The following is a 20,195-nucleotide window of genomic DNA, read 5'->3' on the forward strand; positions in this document are numbered from 1 at the left end:
TGGGGTGGGGGCTGGCGTGGTCAGTGCGCCAGGGCGGGCCGGGCCGCCGCCGAGGAGGCGGCGGTGCGCGGGCTGCGCAGCGCGGCGGCCACCACCGGGCCGATGACCGCGACGTGCTCGGGCCGCATCAGGTGGTAGTGCTGGGCCCGCACCCGGTGCACGTCAAGCAGCCCGCCCACGTACGGCTCCCACGCCCGCGGCGTGTGCGCAGGGTCGCGCTGGTAGCCGGGGATGTCCAGGTCGGCGGTGAACAGCAGCATGTCGCCCGCGTACGCCTCCGGCGTGAACGTGCGCATCAGCTCCAGGTCGTTGCGGAAGATGTCGAGCAGCGGGAAGCTCTCCCGGCCCTCCAGGAGGTGCGCGGGAAGACCCGTCTCGCGGCTGAGGTCGGCCGCCAACTCCTCCTCCGCCGGCGCCCCGGCCGCCTCCGGCCCCGGCGCGGTCAGGTCGCGCCCGCCGACGTCGTCCAGGAGCAGGCCCAGCCACTGCCGCTTGCTGAGCCGCGGCAGGTCGTCGAAGGTGTGCCGGTAGTCGGGGTACGCGTCGAGCACGGCCAGCAGCCCCGTCTCCTCGCCCGCCCGCTGCAACTGGACGGCCATCGAGTGCGCCACCAGCCCGCCGAAGGACCAGCCGAGCAGGTGGTACGGGCCGCTCGGCTGCACGGCGCGGATCTGCGTCAGGTAGTCGGCGGCCATCTCGGCCACCGCCGACGGGTGGCTGCCCGGCTCGCTCAGCGCGCGCGCCTGGAGCACGTACACCGGCTGGTCCACGCCCAGGTGCGGCAGCAGCCCGGAGTAGAGCCAGCCGAGCCCGCCGCCGGGGTGGACGCAGAACAGCGGGGGCCGGGTGCCGTCGGCGCGCAGCGCGAGCAGCGGCTCCAGGCCGTGGCGCGCGGCCGGCCCCGACCCCGTCGCCGCCGCGAGCGCCGCGTCCAGACGGTGCGCCAGGCGCTCGGGCGTCGGCGCGGCGAACAGGTCACGGATGGTCAGCTCCACGCCGTGCGCCGAACGGACCCGGCTCACGAGCTGGGAGGCGAGCAGCGAGTGCCCGCCGAGGTGGAAGAAGTCGTCGTCGATGGTGACCTGGGACAGCCCCAGCACCTCGCCGAACAGCTCGCACAGCAACTCCTCGTGCGGGGTGCGCGGCGGCCGGCCGGCGGCGCTGGCGGTGACGTCGGGGGCGGGCAGCGCCGCCCGGTCCACCTTGCCGTTGACGTTCAGCGGCAGCGCGTCCAGGACGACGAACGCGGCCGGCACCATGTAGTCGGGCAGCGTACGGCCGAGCCGCGCGCGCAGGGCCGGGACGTCCAGCGGCGACGCCCCGTTCCCGTCCGCGCCCGCCGCATTCGCCACATCCGACGGCTCCGCCGTCACGTAGGCGACCAGGCGTTGGTCGCCGGGGGTGTCGGTGCGGACGAGGGCCACCGCCTGGGCGACCCGCGGCAGCGCGCGCAACGCGGCCTCGATCTCGCCCAGTTCGATGCGGAAGCCGCGCAGCTTCACCTGGTGGTCGGTGCGGCCGAGGTACTCGACGGCGCCGTCCGCGCGCCAGCGCGCCAGGTCCCCGGTGCGGTACATGCGCTCGCCCGGGACGCCGTACAGATGGGCGTACGGGTCGGCGACGAACCGGCCGGCCGTCAGCGCGGGGCGGCGGTGGTAGCCGCGGGCCAGTTGCACCCCGGCCAGGTACAGCTCACCCGGCGCGCCGGGCGGGCACGGCCGCAGCCCCTCGTCCAGGACGTACAGCCGGGTGCCGGCGACCGGCCGCCCGATCGGCACCGGGCCGCTCTCACCCGGCTCGACCGGGTGGTACGTCACGTCGACGGCCGCCTCGGTCGGCCCGTACAGGTTGTGCAGCCGCGCCTGCGGCAGCTCCGCGTGGAAGCGCTCCGCGGTCTCCCGGGACAGCGCCTCGCCGCTGCAGAAGACGCGGCGCAGGCTCCGGCACCGGGCGGCGTCCGGCTCGGCGAGGAAGACGTCCAGCATCGGCGGCACGAAGTGGGCCGTGGTGATGGACTGCTCCTGGATGACGCGGGCCAGGTAGACCGGGTCCCTGTGGCCGCCGGGGCGGGCCAGCACCAGCGTCGCGCCGGCCAGCAGCGGCCAGAAGAACTCCCACACCGACACGTCGAACCCGGCCGTGGTCTTCTGCAACACCCGGTCTTCGGCGTCCAGTTGGTACGCGTCCTGCATCCAGCGCAGCCGATTCACGATGGCCTCGTGCGGTACGGGGACGCCCTTGGGCCGGCCGGTGGAGCCGGAGGTGTAGATCACGTACGCCGGGTGCGCGGGCAGCGGCGGGTGCGGCAGGGGCGCGTCGGCGGGCTGGGTGGCGAGCACCTGCCTGACATCGCTGTCATCGAGGGTGAGCGTCGGTACGTCGGCGGCCGGGTCGACCTCGGGCGCGGCGTCGGATCGGGTGACCAGCAGGGCGGGCGCCGCGTCGGTGAGCAGGTAGCCGAGGCGCTCGGCCGGGTGGTCGAGGTCGAGCGGCAGGTACGCGGCGCCCGTCTTGAGCACGGCGAGCAGCGTCACCACGAGGTCGGCGGAGCGGGGGAGCGCGACGGCCACGGTCCGCTCGGGCCCGGCGCCGCGCGCGGCGAGCAGGTGCGCCAGGCGGCTGGCCGCGGCGTCCAACTCGGCGTAGCTGAGCCGCTCGTCGCCGGCGACGAGCGCCTGCCGCTCGGGGGTACGGGTCGCCTGCGCGGCGAGCAGCGCGGGGAGGGTGTCGGCGGCGGCTTCGGCGGCTTCGGCGGCTTCGGCGGCGTCGGTGGTCGCCGTGGCCACGGACGTGCCCTCGCCGCCGGTGTCGCTCGCCCTGGTGCCCCCGCTCCAGTCGAAGAGGACGCGCTCCCGCTCCTCCGCGCTCAGCAACTCGATGCCGCCCACGGTGCGCTGCTGCGCCTCCGGGTCGGCGTCGGCGAACTCGGACACCAGGTCGATGAAGCGGCGCCGGTGCGTGGCCAGCTCCGCCTCGGAGTACAGGTCGGTGTTGGCGTTGAGGTCGATACGGATGCCGGTGCCGTCCGACCGGTCGTACGCCATGATCGCCAGGTCTTCGACCAGCCCGTTGGAGAGGTTGTGCGCGGTGACGCGGTGCCCGTCGTAGGTGAAGTCGTAGCCGAAGGACATGATGTTGACGTGCGGGCCGTTGAACCCGCGCCCGCCGTCCGGCAACTGGAGGTCCCGGGCGAGGTCGATCTTCCGGTAACGCTGGTGCCGCAGCGCCTGCCGCACCTCGCGCGAGACCTGCTTGAGCAGGTCGCGAATACGCGTTTCGCCGTGTACCGGAATGCGCAGCGGCAGCAGGTTGGCGAACATGCCGGGGACGGTGCGCGTTTCCGCGTCGGTACGCGCCGCGACCGGCAGGCTCAGGATGATGTCGCGCTCGCCGGTGAGCCGGTGCAGGTAGGCGGCGGTCGCCGCGATCATCAGTGCGGACCAGTGCGTTCCGGCGGCCCGGGCCGAAGCGCGCAGCCGTACCGCCTCCTCCTCGCTGAGGAACACCGTCTCGCGGATACGGGATTCGAAGACGGTGGCCCGCCGGCCGGCGAGTCGCGCCGGTTCCGGATAGTCGCGAAAGCGCTCGGTCCAGTATTCCCGGTCCTTGGCGAAATCATCCGATGCCCGGTATTGCGCGTCTTTGTCGAGCAGGAGCCGCAACGGTCCCAGGGGAGAGGGCGGGGCGTCGGTTCCGGTGGCGAACGCGGTGTACAGCTCCGCGGTCCTACGGGCCACGAGGGCGCCGCCCGCCGCGTCCGTGACGATGTGGTGCAGCCCCTGGTACCAGGCGTACCGTTCCGGCTCCAGCTTGAACAGCGCGTACCGGAACAGCGGGTCGCGGGTGAGGTCGAGGACGCGCGCGAGGTCGGCCCGCATCCACTCCTCGGCCGCCGCGTCCGGGTCGTCCTCGGCGCTGACGTCGAGGACGGGGAAGTCCCATTCGGTGATCGGCTCGTACACCTGCCAGGGAATTCCGCCGTCGTCGCCGAACCGCGTGTTGAGCGGCTCGGCCTCCGCGACGGCCTGCCGCATCGCCTTTTCCATCAGCCCGGCGTCCACCGGGCCGTGTATTTCTATGTACTCGCCGATCCGGAACTGGGTGCTCTCCGGATCGAGCTGCTGGCTGAACCAGATCTCGTTTTGCCCGTTGGACAGCGGGAGTCGCATTTCGCGAGTCTCAGACCGCAAAACTTTCACCTCGTGCGCTAGCGAAATGGAGGGAGTCGGCCCGGTCGTTGGCCGATGTTCAGCCACCACAACGACGGGTAAGCCGCACGATGATCTTAAGAGCCGAACCGCGCCGTGGTGGCCACCGAGAGGGGATTCAGGCCACATCGTAGGGGTTGCCGGCGAAGTCCCCTGAGTTTATGAGGATGGTGAAACTGTTCCGTGACGGCCACGTGAATAGAGTTTGCAGACCCGTGGTGGCCAATACCTCGCTAGGGGTGCCATAGGGGTCCATTTAGGGGGGTCAGTTACGGGTAGTAACACGTGGCCTGACGCGAGTGGGTGACACTTCGCGTAGGTCACATTTCCCATTCCCCCGTTGTATTGCTCGCGTTTCGGGCGATGTGGTTCAGTCGTGGTTCCGGAACGACCACGTCAGGGCCACGAAGTCCTCCTCGTCCGTGCCTCCCGCCCCGCGGTAGGTGGCGAGCGCCGCCGTGTTGTCGCGTTCCGTACCGACCCACATGCCGTAACACCCCCGATCCCGCGCCAGCTCCGCCAGCGCCCGGACCAGCGAGCCCCCGACGCCGCGCCGCCGATACGCGGGGTCCACCGAAAGTTCATACAGGAACATCTCGGTTCCCTTGTCGGGGTGTGTGGTCTCTACACCGGTGATCATTCCGACGGGCCGTTCCGCCACATAGGCGATCAGCAGGTGATGCCCCGACTCATGCAGAAAACGCTCCGCCGCGCCGACCCGGGCCGGCCCGTCGAAAAGGTGCTCGGCCGCGACCACCTCACGAATTTCCCCAGCCCGCCGAATCTCCACGCCACCGCCCCTTCCTCGCTGCACCGGCAACGCATGCCGGGCACGGAATGCGGAGAATAGCGGAGCGGGTGGCGTGTGCGGGTGGTGATTTCCGTGGGGTGGGCGTTTGGTGGGGGCGGTGCGTCGCTTAGTTCTCGGCGCTGGGTTCGCCCCGCCACAACGTGAGCGGCTGGTGGCCGAGCACCCGCGCCCGCAGGGCGTGCGCCAGGGCGCTGCGCTCTCCGAGTTCCGCACGCCGCGTCCACACCAGGTGCGGCCGGCCGCACTCGCCGCACGGCGGCAGGCCGGCCGTCGCGAGCGCCCCGCCGTCGAGTACCACCACCATCTGGTCCCCGTGGCCGGCCCCCGGCTCCGCCGGCCACTGGTCAACGGCCAGCAGCGCGGGCCGCCCCACCGGGGCGCGCAACCCCAGGGCACCGCTCACCCGCGCCGCGGCCTGCCGAAGCGACTCGCCACCCCGCAGGAGCACGCCGGGCGGCCCGACTCCGCCGTCCCTGACCACCTGCAGCACGCGAGGCCAGGCCCGGCTGACGTCCATCGGCGCGGCGGGGTCGGCCGGGAGCCAGACGAGCAGGTGGACCCAGGTCTGGCGGGGCGTCACGGTGTCACCCTCCTCGTGAGCTGTGCCATGCCGGCGCACTCCTCGGGCGTCCGGTCATCGAAGGTGCACAGCCCCACTGAGCCACAGCCGTCCGACCAGAGCCAGCCCTCGGCCGTGGTGTGCTCGACGCGTCGCGCGTTGGGGCACAACACGTCCTCGCGCAGGGCGTCGGGGTCGAAGAGGGCGAGTTCGTAGGCGTGTTGGAAGTCGACGTCCGTGACGGGCGCCCACGCGCTGTCGGGCTTGCTGGTGTCGTTGGCGTTGTGGGTGTCGCTACTGCGGTCGGTACGCAGGAAGAAACGAAGGGCGACGCCGCGCACGATGACGCGGTGCGCACCCTCGAAGACGAGGCGCGTCAGCACGCGACATCACCTCGTTCGAGGGGTTGTGCCCGAAGCCGCTGGACACGCGACGAGTCGATGGCCTTACGGTGCTGATCGGTGTCGTGAAGCGCCTTGGCCCGTGCGGTCGTCGTGTGCGGGGCGTGCCGTCTGCCGGCGCGCGAACCCAGCGCAGCCACATGGGCGTTGGCGCGCCCCGCCTCGCGTACGCCGGCTCGCGGTTCCTCTCGCGCATCGCGTACGTGCCTGGCGCTCAGCGCGCTCAGTTCGACGTCGGGTGGGTTGGGGGCAGGGCTATGGCTCATTGGATTGTCCTGTGTCTGTCCACAGTTCTCGGAATGGCGTTCGAGTTTCGAAGGAGCGGTCACGGTCGGCTTCTCGAAGCCACCGCGACCGTCGCCAACACTGCTGTCCACGTCGTCGGACTCTTCCCCTTGAGACACCGCGAGACCTCCACGTTCGCTTTTCTGCGTTGCCCTCAACAGGTTGGTGCGACGTTCAGCGATGTGGAAGCGACCCCGTGTCTACAGTCACCTGTAGTCAGAGAGGACGTGCCTGTGTTCACGCCCAAGGAGTTAGACGCGACAAAGGACCCGTGGGCGTACTTCGGAGCTGTAGTACGCCGATATCGCGGGAACCAGAGTCAGGTTGACGTGGCTGATGCCGTGCATGTCTCGAAGCAGTACGTCAGTCACATCGAACACGCGGTCCGGCGGCCGGAGGGAAAGTTGGTGAAAGCGCTCGACAGGGCCCTGGACGCGGACGGCGCCGTACTCGCCGCATTCGAAATGGCCGTCAACGCCAGTTCGCACGGCTCACCGGAGGTCGCGGACTACTTCGCGGCCGTGGTCGAGCTGGAAGCCCGGGCCACGCGTATCGACTGGTACAGCCAGTCCTTCTTCCCCGGCATCGTGCAGACGAAGGAGTACGCCACGGCGATCACGCGAGCGTTCTCGCCGTTCCGAAGCCCGGAAGAGGTGGAGAGCCTGGTCGCTGGTCGGATGGCGCGCGCCGAGATCCTGGCCTCCGAGGACCGTCCACAGCTCATGGTGATTCTGGACGAGTCCGTACTAGTTCGACCGGTCGGAACGCCGGACGTGTGGGCCCGCCAGTTGGGCTACGTGCTGGAGTTGATCAACGCCAACAAGTTGGTGCTGCAGATTCTCCCGCTCAGTGCGGGGGCGCACGCACTGCTGTCAGCCGAACTCATCATTCTGCGGTTTCCTGATGCCCCGCCACTCGCTTACGTCGAAGGGCCGCATACCGGTCAAGTGCTGGAGGGCAAGGCGTTAGTGGACGCTTGCACCCTGTCCTACGATCTAGCCAGAGCCGCCGCTCTGTCCCCCGAGGCGTCCCAGGCTCGGATCGAAGCAGCGATGAGGGAGATCTGTCCATGAGCACTGCAGCGTCTGGCCCTTCGATATGGGTGAAGAGTAGTTACAGCAACGGCAATGGTGGCGCGTGCGTGGAGTGGGCCCCTGGTCGCGCGGCGGTCAGTGGCGTCGTTCCGGTTCGTGACTCGAAGGACCCGCAGGGCCCGGCGTTGTTGTTCGAGGCCGCGGCCTGGTCCGCGTTCGTGGCGGGGGTCAGGGCGGGCGACTTCGGCGCGTGAGCCGGTACCGCATGGCGTAGCCCCCGACCGGGAAGGTCGGGGGCTATGTGGTGCCGGCTGGCGTGTGAGGACCGCCGCGAGGAGCGTCGAACTCTCGGGAGGACGACGGCGCTACAGCGGTCGCCATGACCTATGCGCGGGGCATGGCTTTCTCGGCGCCGGAGTCACCGTCCCGGGGAGCGGGCTCCCGTGGCGCCTCCGGAGGCATCGGGCCGCCATCGTGCTTTCCGCCGTCGCCCTCTGCGACAGCTCGCGTGCCTCCGGGATGCTGGAAGGGAATGCCGCGCCAACCCTCCGCGTCAGGGATACGCGTTTCGTACGAATCGACGGCAGTGGTGCTCACTACCCACCTCCTTCTCTCCGCGTGCCGCGCTATCGCCGAACGGCGTGAGGCGTGGCTAGCGGATATCTCTCTCGGCGAGTCGCGGAAAGGGGGCGACAAGCGGCCGGCCGGTTTCCTGCACGTGGAAACGCCTTGCCTGGCCCTGCTCTCGCCGGACTCGTTGACGTAATTCAAGGTAAGGGCGGAGAGGGGAAGGGATAGCCTTTATGCGCGTCATCGGGTAAAAGATCAAAGTTGCTTCTGCTGCTTCTTGTCAACAGGGTGCGGATTTCCGCTCCTCGGTGCGGTTCCGTACGTCTGTCAGGCGGCTGGAGCGCGCAGCGCTAGGCGCGGCGTCGGGTGAATGTCGATGCCCACTCGGCGAGGAGACCTCGGCATTCATCACCGAAGACGGCGTGTCGCTCGTAGGTTTCGAAATCCCGAAGATAGGCCGTCACGTCTCGATGGTCGCGCAGGAGCAACGCGCCGGTGCTCGTCTCGACCGTGGCCAGCCGGCGGTCGTAGACCGTGAACGTGTTCAGCGGCTTCTCGGGTATATGCCCGTCCAGCGGGACAACACCAAGGCGCACACTGGGAATGCGGGAGACGGAAGCAAGTCGATCGAGTTGCACGGCCATGGCCACCGGGGGGAGTAGCGGCCACCTGACCGCCTGCTCGGTGAGAACGAAGGTGAACGACTTGGCAGAGTCATAGAGAACGCGCTGGCGCTCCAATTTCTTCGCGATGGTCTTCGACTGGTCACCGGGGACGTCGGCAAGGCTGGCGCGTACGTAGTCTGGTGTCGCGAGTAAGCCTGTGATCATGGACAGCAGGAAGAACCGGAACTCTGTCGAGATGGATTCGAGTCTGGCCAGCTCGTTCTGCTTCTTGTCCAAGCCTCTGCGGCGGGACGACCACTGATCCTGCCACTCCGTGTTGGCGACCCGGGCCAGTGAGCGGGCCTCGGCGCTGACCGGACCGTCTATTCCGAGCGCTTCCAGGATCAACTCGACATCGACGAGCGAAGGCGTGAGCTTACCGCTCTCGATGTTGCTCACCCTCGTCTGGGACATGTTGCAGCGGCGAGCGAGCCAGGTCTGTGTTCGCCCGGCTCGCTTGCGCTGGTCTCTCAGCACCTCTGCCAGGTCTGACCTGGATTGACCTAGCCTCTGGGGATCAAACGTCAAGGCCCTTCACGTACTCCTCGAAGGGAACCGACTCGGCCAGTGCGATGCGCTGGTACTCGAGGAACGGCGTGACGTCCCCCTCGTACACCTCGCGGCTGATCTGCGTGCCGTCGGCCTCGTAGTGCATGAGCACGACCTCGCTGCTGTCGAACATCCAGAAGTCCTGGACGCCGGCCAGCGGATTGTTCCGGTCGGTTACGTCGAGAATCCGGATCTGCTCTCCGGCTAGCGCATGGGGTGCGTAGTACTGCGAGAACTCGAAACGCAGGTAGTCCGTGAGCGGTCGGTTCACGACGTGTACGCGTCCCTGGACACGTCCCGCCGCTGCCTGGCGACGCAGCCTCTCGGTGTACTCGTTCGACACGGCGTACGGGTCGGCCCGCCTCCCGGACAGGAATGCCGCGAACTCTTTCTCCTCCTGCGGCATGAGGTACTGAGGCAAGGTCTCAATCCGCCACGCTTCCTGTTGGAAGTCCTCGAACCGCGCCGCCCACTCCTCACCAGCCAAGTACACGTACCGCCTCCCGCAACACGCTTTCGGGGATCTTCACAAGCCCTTCCCCCTCGGGCGTCGTGAATGCCTGAGACAGCTCGCCCTGGATGACGAACGAGCCGCTGGTGGTGCGGTAGACGTTCGGGCAGTCATCCTTGCCGCAGGTGCCGTTCCCGTTCCCGTTGCCGGTCAGCCGGGTCAGTTCCTCCCGCGCCATGCTGAAACCCCCTTGCGGATGGCCCTGGTTGGGCCCCTGCGACGACGCTACGGGCGGGGGGTCGTGGACGTCCACGCGACAAGGCCAATATTCGCGTAGTCGGGTAAGGAGCCTGCTGTGCGGCTGTGAAGTCGTTGTTCCGGGCGCTGGGCGCGCAGTCCGGGGACCGGCGAGAGGCGCTCGGCGGGCGCCCGTTGGCGGGGCCGCGCGATGAGCGCGAGTGCGACAAGACCGACGGCACCTCGCCGCCGCCCGGTCGCCAGCCGGCCTCCCCGCCCCCACCCCGACGCGCACGGCGACAACGCTCCCCGGCGCCTCGCGTTTACCCCCGAGGTAATCGCCCCGCCCAGCCGCCCTCACTACCTTTTGGGCCCTGCCCAACCCACGCTCTGAACGAAGGTGATCCGTGATGACCGCGTACGGCTTCGCTCATCTCCGCAGCCGTCGGAATCACTCCGACATCATCGAATACCTGGAGCGCATCCAGGCCACGCTCGACCCCTTCGCCGGGCGGTTCGTCATTCACGGGCCGCCGGCCGAGGTTCTGGAAGGTGCGTGGCCCGGCAGCATGGTGTTGATCGAGTTTCCGAGCCTCGCCGATGCGCGCGCCTGGTACGACTCGCCCGCCTACCAGGCCATTCTGCGGCTGCGTACCGATCACATCGAGGGTGACGTGCTGCTGATCGAGGGCGTCGGGCCGGACTACGACCCGGCCGAGCGGGCCCGCGTGTTGCGCGCGGAAGCCGGCTGAGCGCCGCGGGGAGATACCCGCCGCCGTGGAGGGGAATTCCCCGCCGCGCGGAAGATCCCGGCGGCGGTGGGAAATCCCCCCGCCGCCGGGAGGAAACCCCTTGCGAAGAGGCCGTGGCGGGAATCGAACCCACGTAACTCGCTTTGCAGGCGAGCCCCTGAACCACTCGGGCACACGGCCGGGCTTCCGGCGTAGGTTCCGGTTCCGCTCCGTGGGGAGGGAATCGGGCCGTTCGCCGGGGGTGTTGCGGTGTCGCTGAGATGACTAAAGCCGGTGCGGGGCGGGTTGGTCAACGAATGCGCGGCGCTTGCCATGTGACCGCAACAAGGCCGCCACGATCGACTGCGGCCCCCGCGGTGGCGAGCCTCCTGGTGAGGCGAGGTTCGGCCGCCGCGCGGGCCCGAAGCGGGCCTGTCGCGGGCCTGCGCGATGGGGCAAGTTGAGTTGCCCGATCGGCCCCCGGCCCCGGCACCACCACCCGCCTCCACTGCCATCCACTCCGAAGCCCGCCCCGCGTAAGCGCCCGCGCACGAGGGCCCGCCACCCCCGTACGGCCGCCGTCGCGCCCCCACAGACACACCCGCACGAGCCGAGCCCCGACTCCCCAACCCCGCGCCCCGCGCCCCGGCCTCCGACCCCTGCCCGGGCAGGGCCCCCCGCCCGGGCAGGGCCTACGCCCGGGCAGGGCCTACGCCCCGCGTACGAAGTCCTCCACCGTCGTGCGGAAGAGGTCCGGCGCGTCCACCCATGGGAAGTGGCCCACCTCGGGGAGCGCGCGGGCGCTGGCGTGGGCGAGGGAGGCGGCGACGAGTTCGCCGGCGCGTACGCCGGTCACGCCGTCCCGGGCGCCGGTCACCACGAGCGCCGGGCAGCGCACCGCCCGCAGCCGTTCCACCAGCGCGAGGCGGGCCGCCTCGTCCACGCCCTGCCAGAAGCCGGCCCGGGGGACGGGGCCGAGTTGGGCGCCCTCGCTCGCCGCGTGCGCCCGCTGCGGCTCCTCCCAGCGGCCGTAGGCCAGCGGCGCGGCGCGGCGCAGCAGGTCGCGTACGTCGTCCAGGTCGGAGGCGGTGGGCAGGGCCTGGACCGCCGCGTACGCGTCCTCCCACCAGGGCTCGTCGGAGCGGGCCTCGAAGATCTCGCGGGCGTCGTCGGGGAGTTCGCCCTGGAGTCGGGCGCCGGGGCAGACCAGGACGAGGTGGCTGAGCCGCTCGGGGTGGGCCGCGGCGTACGCCTGGGCCGTCGCCGCCGCGGCGTCGTGGGCGAGCAGCGTGAACCGCTCGAGGCCGAGGTGCTGGCGCAGGGCCTCCAGGTCCTGGGCGAGGCGGGGGAACGCGTAGCCGCTCGGGTCGGCGGCGGGCGGCGAGGCGCCGGTGCCACGGCTGTCGGGGACGACCAGCGGCCGGTGCTCGTCGAGCCCGCCGAGGTCGCCGAGGTACGCGGCGTCCCGGCCGGGGCCGCCGGCAAGGCAGACCAGCGGCGGCGCGGCGGCCCCGTCGCGCGGGCCGAGGACGCGGTAGGCGAGTTCGGCGCCGTCGTACGAGGCGTACCGGTGCGCGCCGGGGCGCAGGGCGTGCGGTGCGGTGGCATGCGACATTCGTCCAGCTTGCCGCATCCGCCCGCCCGTCCCGCGCGGCGTGCGCGCGGGGCGCGTCGTCCCGGCGCGCGAGGCCGGCGGGGTGCCGGGACACGGGGCTGGCGGGTTACGGCGGGCGGGGCCGGTGGTCTCCGTCGCGGGCCGGGGCGGGGGAGGGGTGCGCCGAGTGCGCGGCGTTGGCCTGCGGCTTGGTGCGGGTGGGGCGCCAGAGGTGCGTGCCGAGGGCCCTTCTATACGCGTAACGAGGGGATCTGCCGCTCAACCCCAACATCTGCTTATGATGAAGGCGTGTTCGATTCCCGGCACATCCACACGTTCCGCGAGGTCCTGAAAGCCGGCTCGTACTCCGGCGCGGCCCGCGTGCTCGGCTATACGCAGCCCGCGATCACGCAGCAGATGAAGGCCCTGGAACGGGACGTCGGCACCGCGCTGTTCACCCGCGTTGGCCGGCAGATGCGGTTGACCGAGGCGGGCGAGGCGCTGGCCCGGCACGCCGACGTCATCCTCGACACCATCGCCACGGCCCAGCAGCAGATGGACGCCATCACCCGGCTGCGCGCGGGCCGGGTGCGGGTGTGCGCCTTCCCCAGCGCCAGCGCGACGCTGATACCCGAGGTCATGGCCTCGCTCGCGGTCGGCCACCCCGGCGTGCGGGTGGAACTCCTGGAGGGCGAGCCGCCGGAGTCGCTGGGCCGCCTCGCGCGCGGCGAGTGCGACATCACGCTGGCCTTCACCTATCCCGGCCTGCACGAGGAGGTGCCGGACGAGGTGGTGGAGGTGCGCCTGTTCGAGGACCAGCTCACGATCCTGCTGCCCACGGGGCACCCGCTGGCCAGGCGGCGCGCGGTCAAGCTCGTCGACCTGGCCGAGGAACGGTGGATCGCCGGCTGCCTGCGATGTCGGGCCAACTTCCTGCACGAGTGCGCCGAGCAGGGCTTCGCGCCCGACATCGCCTTCACCTCCGACGACAACCTCGTCGTGCAGAGCCTGGTCGCGGCGGGCGTGGGGGTGGCCATGATGCCCTCGCTGGTGCTGTCCTTCCTGTGCCACCAGAAGGTCGCGGGGCGGGCCCTGGACCCGGCCTCGCGCCGGCAGGTCTCGGCGTACGTGCTCCGCGAGCACCTGCGCGTTCCGGCCACCGCGCTGGTCCTCGACGAACTGCGGGCCGCCGCCGAGCGCCGCGTCGGCTGCTGATCCACTGACCCCGGCGCTGCCGTTGTCGCCGATCGCGCGGCCCGTGGCACGGCCGCCGCGCGGCATCCGGAGCCGCCGCTCGCCCACCGCCCGCGCCGGCCCGTGCGCGCGGCCATCCATAAGCGCGGGCCCCGGTGCGGCCAAGGAACTGTTGTTAGACGGCGCGCGGGGGCCGGCGTGAGGCTTCGAGCATGCGTACTCCGACCGCTCCCACGCCCTTTCGGGCCGCACGCACGACCGCGCGTCTCGACGCCCTCGTCGAGGACGTGCGGGAGGCCGTGGGTCGGGGCCTGCCGCCGGACCTGACGGCCTACCTGGTGGGCGAACGGCTCGGCCCCCACCTCACCTGTCCCGACCTCCTCACCGACGAGCAGCGCGAGGGCGACCCCGACACCTACCGGCAGCACCTGCTCTACGCCGAGCGGGACGGCAGCTTCTCCGTCGTGGCACTGGTGTGGCTGCCGGGCCAGCGGACGTCCATCCACGACCACGTGTCCTGGTGCGTGACCGGGGTGCACGAGGGCGAGGAGAGCGAGCGCCGCTACCGCCTGGTCTCCGACGGAGCCACCTCGCGCCTGGTGGCCACCCAGGACGTCGTCAACCCGCTCGGCTCGGTGTGCGGCTTCGCGCCCCCCGGCGACATCCACCGGGTGTGCAACGCCGGCACCGAGACGGCCATCTCGATCCACATCTACGGGGCCGACATCGCGCGGCTCGGCACCAGTGTGCGCCGCGTGTACGAGCTACCCGCGGACGAGCTGTGAGCCGGCCGCGCTCGGCCCACCCGACCCAGCTACGGGCGCACCCGCGCCCCCACCCGCGCCCCGTGAGCGCCCTGCCCGCCCCACCCCGGGCGGCAGCCGCGCTGCCCCCGCCGCCCAGCACGCCTGCCCGATCGAACACGGGGCGGGACGAACAACCGCCGCCCGCGCGTGCCCGTTCGGGCAAGCTGAGCGGCCTCGCGCTCGCCGCCGGCGGCGTCGCCGTGGCCTGGACGGCGCACCAACTGCTGCCCGCCGTCCCGATGCTGACCATCGCGGTGGTGCTCGGCGTGGTCGCGGCGCACGTACGCGGCGTGCGCGCCCTGGTACGGGGCCGCTGCCGCCCCGGCCTGTCGTACGCCGGCAAGCGTCTGATGCGCCTGGGCATCGTGCTGCTCGGCCTCAAGCTGAGCCTGGACGACGTGCTCGGCCTCGGCTGGGCGACGGTGGGCATGGTGTTCGCCGTGGTCGGGGCGACGTTCTTCGGCACCCTGTGGCTCGGCCGCAAGCTCGGCCTCCAGGGCGACCAGCCGCTGCTGATCGCCACCGGCTACTCGATCTGCGGCGCCTCCGCGATCGGCGCGGTCAGCGAGGCGTCCGACAGCGACGAGCGGGACGTGGCGACCTCGGTGGCCCTGGTGACCCTGTGCGGCACCCTCGCCATCGCCGTACTTCCGCTGCTGCAACACCCGCTCGGGCTCAGCGACGCGGAGTTCGGCCGCTGGGCCGGGGCCAGCGTGCACGACGTGGGGCAGGTGGTGGCCACCGCGCAGACCGCGGGCTCCGCCGCGCTCGGCGACGCGGTGCTGGTCAAGCTCATGCGCGTGGCGATGCTCGCGCCCCTGGTGGCGGCCGTGGCCCTGTCCGTACGGGCCCGGGCCCGCACACGGACGGACGCGCCCGCCGGCGAGGGGCGGCCCGGGGCCGCCACCCGCCGGCCGCCGCTGGTGCCCCTGTTCGTCGCCGGCTTCCTGGCGATGGTCGCCCTGCGCAGCACCGGCGTGCTGCCCGGCGCCGCCATCGACGTCGCCGGGCACGCGCAGGAACTCCTGCTGGCCGCCGCCCTGTTCGGCCTCGGCAGCGCGGTGCACCTGCCCACGCTGGCCCGCACGGGCGGCCGGGTCGCCGCGCTCGGCCTGTGCTCGTGGGTGGTGATCGGGGGCGTCTCGTACGCGGGCGTCCTGCTGACGGCGTAGCGGCCCGGCCCGCGCGGACTCCTCCCACCGCGCCACCCCGGCCGCCGCCAGGCGCCGGGCCCACCACCCCCGGGCCCGGGCCACGCGCGGCGCCGGGCCCGGGAACGTACGGCCGTACGAGCCCCGGGCCCGGCCCCGTCGTCCCGCGCGGGGGCCTCGCGTGGGGGGCCTCGCGCGGGGCGTCGGCATCTCCCGTACGGTCGCGTCGGCGGGTGCCCCCGACCGCCTGGCCACGGCCGCGCACGGGGCCGCGCCGCGCCCCGGATGACGCCGAGGGCGTAGGCCCGATGGCCGAGCGGAACACCGCCTTCAGACAGGGGTCAACTCGGTTCGTGGCCCTTACTCTGACGCCATGACCGACCTCGATCCGCGCTCCGTGGATGCCGGCGCGGCCCCCACACCCGCCGGCGGCGCGGGTACCGTCCGGGCCGCCGGCGGCATATCCGGCGCCGCACCCGACGCCCCCGCCCCGCCCCGCCCCTCCCGCCCCGCGCCCGACACCGCCACGGCGACCGGAGCCCCACCCCGCGAGGCGCCCGACGACCGGCCCGACGGCGGAGTCGGCAACGCAACCGGCGACGCGACCGGGGACGAGGCCCAGGGCGGAGCCCGGGACCGCGCCCGGGACGGGGCCGACGCCGAGATCCCCGCGAGCGAGGCCACCGTCTTCAGCCGGGCCTACCGCGCGCTCACCCTCGGGATCATCTCCGTCGTCTCGCTCATCGCCTTCGAGGCGAGCGCGGTCACCACGGTCATGCCGGTGGCGGCCGAGCGGCTCGACGGCGTCGAGCATTACGCCTTCGCCTTCTCCGGTTACTTCACCGCCAGCCTGTTCGCCATGACGCTCTCCGGTGAGTGGTGCGACCGCAGGGGCCCGCTGGCGCCGCTGTTCGCCGGCGTCGCCGCGTTCGGCGCGGGACTGGTCGTCGCGGGCTCGGCCACGCAGATGTGGATGTTCATCGTCGGCCGCGGCGTCCAGGGCACCGGCGGCGGCCTGGTCATCGTGTCGCTGTACGTCGTCGTCGGCCGCGCCTTCCCACAGCGGCTCCAGCCCGCCGTGCTCGCCTCGTTCTCCGCCGCCTGGGTGCTGCCCGTGATCGTCGGCCCGGTGGTGGCCGGCACGATCGCCGAGCACGTCGGGTGGCGCTGGGTCTTCCTCGGCATGCCCGTCCTGGTGCTGCTGCCGCTGATGGTGATGCTGCCCGCGCTGCGCAAGCTGCCGCCCGGCGGGCACAGCGCGGCGATGGACCGCCGCCGCATCCTGCTGGCCCTCGCGGTCGCGGCCGGCGCCGGGCTGCTCCAGCTCGCCGTGCAGGACCTGCGCTGGCTCTCGCTGCTGCCCGGCGTCGCCGGCGCCGCGCTGCTCGTGCCGTGCGTCCTACGACTGCTGCCCGCCGGCACCTTCCGCGCCGCGCGCGGGCTGCCGTCGGTGGTGCTGCTGCGCGGCCTGGCGGCCGGCACCTTCCTGGGCGCCGAGTCCTTCGTGCCGCTGATGCTCGTCACCGAGCGCGGCCTGTCCCCGACGATGGCCGGCCTCTCGCTCACCGGCGGCGGCCTGACCTGGGCGCTCGGCTCGTACGCGCAGAGCCGGCCGCGCCTGGACGCGCACCGGGAGCGGCTGATGGGCCTCGGCATGCTCATGATCGCGCTGTCCATCGCGCTGGCGGCCACCGCGCTGATCGACGGGGTGCCCGCGTGGATCGTCGCCGCCTCCTGGGTCATCGGCGGCTTCGGCATGGGCGTGACGATCTCGGGCGGCAGCGTGCTGCTGCTCAAGCTCTCCCGCCCGGAGGACTCGGGCTCCAACGCGGCATCGCTCCAGGTCTCCGACGCGCTCGGCAACATCTCGCTGCTCGGCGCGAGCGGCGTGCTCTTCGTCGCCTTCGGCGGCGGCTCCGCCACGGTCGGCACGCACGACGCGGCCGACGCCGCCGGCTCCAGCGACCACCCGGCCGCCTTCGCCGCGGTCCTGCTCGGCATGGCCGCGATGGCCCTGGTCGGGGCGTTCGTGACGACGCGGCTGCGGCCGGGGAAGGCGTAGTACGGCGTGGTACCACGTGGTACCGTGCCGCTATGGCTGCACTCAACCTGCGTTTCACGGAAGAAGAACTCGACGCCCTCAGAGAACGCGCGGAAGCTGAGGGGCGCAGCATGCAGGCGTTCGCTCACGACGCCGTGATGGTCGCCATAAACGAACACTCCCGGCTCTACAACGAGGCCGCCGATCACGTGCTGAAGGTCAGCGCCGAGCTGAACCGGAGGCTCGCCTGATGAAGTTCCTGGACCTGCCCCAGTTGCTGGGGCTCGCCCAGCGTCTCGGGGAGAGCGAGGTGCGCGACTACGGATTGCTGGAGTCCGCACTCGCTCGCCCCCAGGCCAGCGTGTTCGGCCAGGACGCGTACCCCGACGTATGGCAGAAGGCCGCCGCGCTGATGGAGTCGCTGGCCCGAAACCACGCCATGGTGGACGGCAACAAGCGCCTCGCCTGGTACGCGACCTGGGTCTTTCTGCACGTCAATGGCCATCCGCTGGTCGAGGGCTTCGACGTGGACGAGGCCGAGCGCTTCGTCTTGAACGTGGCCCAGGGCGAGCTGGACGTACCCAAGATCGCGGAATTGCTGCCGCGATTCGCGGCCTCCTCGGCGTAAACATCCACGCCCCGGCGTGACGGGGGCGGGGGGAGTGTGACCTGAGTCCCACCCCCGCCCCACCACCCCCCGTACGCCCGTACCGGGGGTGGTGGCACGGGTACGCTGACGCGGTTGCCGATCCCGAGCCAGCCCGACGGAGACCGTGACTACCACCGCGAACCACCACCTCTCACCCGCCTTCCCCGGCCGGGCCCCCTGGGGTACGGCGAACAAGCTGCGTGCCTGGCAGCAGGGGGCGATGGACAAGTACATCCAGGAGCAGCCGCGCGACTTCCTGGCCGTCGCGACGCCCGGCGCCGGTAAGACCACCTTCGCCCTGACGCTGGCCTCCTGGCTGCTGCACCACCACGTCGTGCAGCAGGTCACCGTGGTCGCCCCGACCGAGCACCTCAAAAAGCAGTGGGCCGAGGCCGCGGCGCGGGTCGGCATCAAGCTCGACCCGGAGTACTCGGCCGGCCCGGTCAGCCGCGAGTACCACGGCGTGGCCGTGACCTACGCGGGCGTCGGCGTGCGCCCCATGCTGCACCGCAACCGCTGCGAGCAGCGCAAGACGCTGGTCATCCTGGACGAGATCCACCACGCGGGCGACTCCAAGTCCTGGGGCGAGGCGTGCCTGGAGGCGTTCGACCCGGCCACCCGCCGGCTCGCGCTGACCGGCACGCCCTTCCGCTCGGACACCAACCCGATCCCGTTCGTGACGTACGAGGAGGGCAACGACGGCATCCGCCGCTCCTCGGCCGACTACACGTACGGCTACGGCAACGCGCTCGGCGACGGCGTCGTGCGCCCGGTGATCTTCCTGTCGTACAGCGGGAACATGCGCTGGCGGACCAAGGCCGGCGACGAGATCGAGGCCCGGCTCGGCGAGCCGATGACCAAGGACGCCATCTCGCAGGCGTGGCGCACCGCGCTCGACCCGCGCGGCGAGTGGATGCCCAACGTGCTGGCCGCCGCCGACCGCCGCCTCAGCGAGGTGCGCAAGGCCATCCCGGACGCCGGCGGCCTGGTGATCGCCAGCGACCAGGAGCAGGCCCGCGCGTACGCCAAGCTGCTGCGCAAGATCACCGGCGACGGGCCGACGGTCGTGCTCTCCGACGAGAGCGCGGCCTCGCAGCGCATCGACGAGTTCAGCCAGTCCGACAGCCGCTGGATGGTCGCGGTGCGCATGGTGTCCGAGGGCGTGGACGTGCCCCGGCTCGCGGTCGGCGTGTACGCCACCACCGTCTCGACGCCGCTGTTCTTCGCGCAGGCCGTGGGCCGCTTCGTACGTTCCCGGCGGCGCGGCGAGACCGCCTCCGTCTTCCTGCCGACCATCCCGACGCTGCTCGGCTTCGCGAACGAGATGGAGGTCGAGCGCGACCACGTCCTCGACAAGCCCAAGAAGGAGGGTGAGGACAACCCGTACGCGGAGGAGGACAAGCTCCTCCAGGAGGCCGAGCGGCAGCAGGACGAGGACACCGGCGAGCAGGACCAACTCTCCTTCGAGGCGCTGGAGTCGGACGCCGTCTTCGACCGGGTGCTCTACGACGGCGCCGAGTTCGGCATGCAGGCACACCCCGGCAGCGAGGAGGAGCAGGACTACCTCGGCATCCCGGGCCTGCTCGAACCCGACCAGGTGCAGATGCTGCTCCAACGTCGGCAGTCGCGGCAGATCGCGCACAGCCGCAAGAAGCCCGACGAGGAGGCCGACCTCCTCGAACTGCCCGCCGACCGTCGCCCCGTCGTCAGCCACAAGGAACTCCTCGCCCTGCGCAAGGAGTTGAACGGCCTGGTCGGCGCGTACGTGCACCAGAGCGGCAAGCCGCACGGCGTGATCCACACCGAGCTGCGCCGGGTCTGCGGCGGCCCGCCGAGCGCCGAGGCCACCGCCGGCCAGATCCGTGAGCGGATCAAGAAGGTCCGGGAGTGGGCCACCCGCATGCGCTGACGGCGCGGCCGGCCCGGACCCGCGCCCGTCGCCGGCCCGAGCCCGGCCCCCGTCGCCGGCCCGAACCCCGCCCCCGTCGCCGGCCCTCGTGGCAGATCCGGACCCGCCCCCGTCGCGGGGTCGGCGCGCCCCCGGGCGCGCTACCTCGCCGTACGGTCGGCCCGGCGCACCGTCGCGCCCCTCCGCGCTCCCGTACGTCACCGGCTCGACCTGCCGAATGCGGGCCATCGGCCCATATCGGGGCGCACGCCGGGCGCGAGGTGTCGCGCAGTTGACCGGATTGTGGACGAGCTCTTCCGCTGAGCGAACCCGCTCGCTAGCGTTCCCCCACGCACACGCCCCGTGGCAGC

Annotated in this window: 18 protein-coding genes and 1 tRNA gene; 10 read left to right on the top strand and 9 right to left on the bottom strand. The window is 71.9% G+C overall.

Annotation, left to right across the window (positions count from 1 at the left end):
* Positions 1–20: 20 nt before the first annotated feature.
* From AC3CHW_RS22550 to AC3CHW_RS22565, 4 genes are all read right to left on the bottom strand, one after another.
* Positions 21–4,169 carry an amino acid adenylation domain-containing protein gene (locus AC3CHW_RS22550; RefSeq protein WP_488467660.1) on the bottom strand — a complete coding sequence of 1,383 codons (4,149 nt, stop codon included), beginning with the start codon at positions 4,167–4,169 and terminating at the stop codon, positions 21–23.
* Positions 4,170–4,578: 409 nt separating this feature from the next.
* On the bottom strand, positions 4,579–4,998 hold the full coding sequence (locus AC3CHW_RS22555) for a GNAT family N-acetyltransferase (protein WP_488467661.1): 420 nt from the start codon (positions 4,996–4,998) through the stop codon (positions 4,579–4,581).
* Between the two features lie 127 nt (positions 4,999–5,125).
* Positions 5,126–5,599, bottom strand: coding sequence for an NUDIX hydrolase (locus AC3CHW_RS22560; RefSeq protein WP_488467662.1), 474 nt, complete (start codon positions 5,597–5,599; stop codon positions 5,126–5,128).
* On the bottom strand, positions 5,596–5,961 hold the full coding sequence (locus AC3CHW_RS22565) for a hypothetical protein (protein ID WP_488467663.1): 366 nt from the start codon (positions 5,959–5,961) through the stop codon (positions 5,596–5,598). Before AC3CHW_RS22565 ends, AC3CHW_RS22560 begins: the two co-directional genes overlap by 4 nt.
* Before the next feature lie 317 nt (positions 5,962–6,278).
* Between AC3CHW_RS22565 and AC3CHW_RS22570 the strand changes: the two genes are divergently transcribed.
* Positions 6,279–7,337: a helix-turn-helix domain-containing protein gene (locus tag AC3CHW_RS22570; RefSeq protein ID WP_488467664.1), complete on the top strand. Its 1,059-nt coding sequence runs from the start codon at positions 6,279–6,281 to the stop codon at positions 7,335–7,337.
* Positions 7,334–7,552, top strand: coding sequence for a DUF397 domain-containing protein (locus tag AC3CHW_RS22575; protein WP_398610783.1), 219 nt, complete (start codon positions 7,334–7,336; stop codon positions 7,550–7,552). The genes AC3CHW_RS22570 and AC3CHW_RS22575 overlap by 4 nt, the downstream gene beginning before the upstream one ends.
* A 666-nt stretch (positions 7,553–8,218) precedes the next feature.
* On the opposite strand, the gene AC3CHW_RS22580 is transcribed toward AC3CHW_RS22575, so the two are convergent.
* From AC3CHW_RS22580 to AC3CHW_RS22590, 3 genes are read right to left on the bottom strand one after another with little or no spacing between them, the layout of a single operon-like run.
* A complete protein-coding gene (locus AC3CHW_RS22580; RefSeq protein WP_488467665.1) occupies positions 8,219–9,061 on the bottom strand; it encodes a helix-turn-helix domain-containing protein in 843 nt (280 codons plus the stop codon).
* Positions 9,051–9,575, bottom strand: a complete 525-nt coding sequence (locus AC3CHW_RS22585) for a DUF6879 family protein (protein ID WP_488467666.1) — start codon at positions 9,573–9,575, stop codon at positions 9,051–9,053. The genes AC3CHW_RS22580 and AC3CHW_RS22585 overlap by 11 nt, the downstream gene beginning before the upstream one ends.
* Positions 9,559–9,771, bottom strand: coding sequence for a hypothetical protein (locus tag AC3CHW_RS22590; protein ID WP_488467667.1), 213 nt, complete (start codon positions 9,769–9,771; stop codon positions 9,559–9,561). The genes AC3CHW_RS22585 and AC3CHW_RS22590 overlap by 17 nt, the downstream gene beginning before the upstream one ends.
* 409 nt (positions 9,772–10,180) lie before the next feature.
* Between AC3CHW_RS22590 and AC3CHW_RS22595 the strand changes: the two genes are divergently transcribed.
* A complete protein-coding gene (locus AC3CHW_RS22595) occupies positions 10,181–10,522 on the top strand; it encodes a DUF1330 domain-containing protein (protein ID WP_488467668.1) in 342 nt (113 codons plus the stop codon).
* 108 nt (positions 10,523–10,630) lie between these two features.
* On the opposite strand, the gene AC3CHW_RS22600 is transcribed toward AC3CHW_RS22595, so the two are convergent.
* Positions 10,631–10,702 (bottom strand) — tRNA-Cys (locus tag AC3CHW_RS22600).
* Positions 10,703–11,210: 508 nt separating this feature from the next.
* On the bottom strand, positions 11,211–12,116 hold the full coding sequence (locus AC3CHW_RS22605) for an alpha/beta fold hydrolase (protein ID WP_488467669.1): 906 nt from the start codon (positions 12,114–12,116) through the stop codon (positions 11,211–11,213).
* 288 nt (positions 12,117–12,404) lie between these two features.
* On the opposite strand from AC3CHW_RS22605, the gene AC3CHW_RS22610 reads away from it, so the two are divergent.
* From AC3CHW_RS22610 to AC3CHW_RS22640, 7 genes are all read left to right on the top strand, one after another.
* Entirely contained in the window at positions 12,405–13,310 is a 906-nt protein-coding gene (locus AC3CHW_RS22610; RefSeq protein ID WP_398610777.1) for a LysR family transcriptional regulator, read from the top strand.
* 191 nt (positions 13,311–13,501) lie between these two features.
* Positions 13,502–14,074, top strand: a complete 573-nt coding sequence (locus AC3CHW_RS22615) for a cysteine dioxygenase family protein (protein ID WP_176161880.1) — start codon at positions 13,502–13,504, stop codon at positions 14,072–14,074.
* A gap of 71 nt (positions 14,075–14,145) precedes the next feature.
* The gene (locus tag AC3CHW_RS22620; protein WP_488471138.1) at positions 14,146–15,267 is read left to right on the top strand and encodes a YeiH family protein; all 1,122 of its coding nucleotides are present in this window, start codon (positions 14,146–14,148) and stop codon (positions 15,265–15,267) included.
* A 352-nt stretch (positions 15,268–15,619) separates the two neighbouring features.
* The gene (locus AC3CHW_RS22625; RefSeq protein ID WP_488467670.1) at positions 15,620–17,308 is read left to right on the top strand and encodes an MFS transporter; all 1,689 of its coding nucleotides are present in this window, start codon (positions 15,620–15,622) and stop codon (positions 17,306–17,308) included.
* A 32-nt stretch (positions 17,309–17,340) separates the two neighbouring features.
* Positions 17,341–17,538, top strand: a complete 198-nt coding sequence (locus tag AC3CHW_RS22630; RefSeq protein ID WP_187062827.1) for an Arc family DNA-binding protein — start codon at positions 17,341–17,343, stop codon at positions 17,536–17,538.
* Positions 17,538–17,915, top strand: coding sequence for a type II toxin-antitoxin system death-on-curing family toxin (locus AC3CHW_RS22635; protein ID WP_187062828.1), 378 nt, complete (start codon positions 17,538–17,540; stop codon positions 17,913–17,915). The genes AC3CHW_RS22630 and AC3CHW_RS22635 overlap by 1 nt, the downstream gene beginning before the upstream one ends.
* A gap of 145 nt (positions 17,916–18,060) precedes the next feature.
* The gene (locus tag AC3CHW_RS22640; RefSeq protein WP_359323871.1) at positions 18,061–19,845 is read left to right on the top strand and encodes a DEAD/DEAH box helicase; all 1,785 of its coding nucleotides are present in this window, start codon (positions 18,061–18,063) and stop codon (positions 19,843–19,845) included.
* The last annotated feature ends 350 nt before the right edge of the window (positions 19,846–20,195 follow it).

The organism is Streptomyces sp. MGP-BFMKR1 (assembly GCF_057766585.1).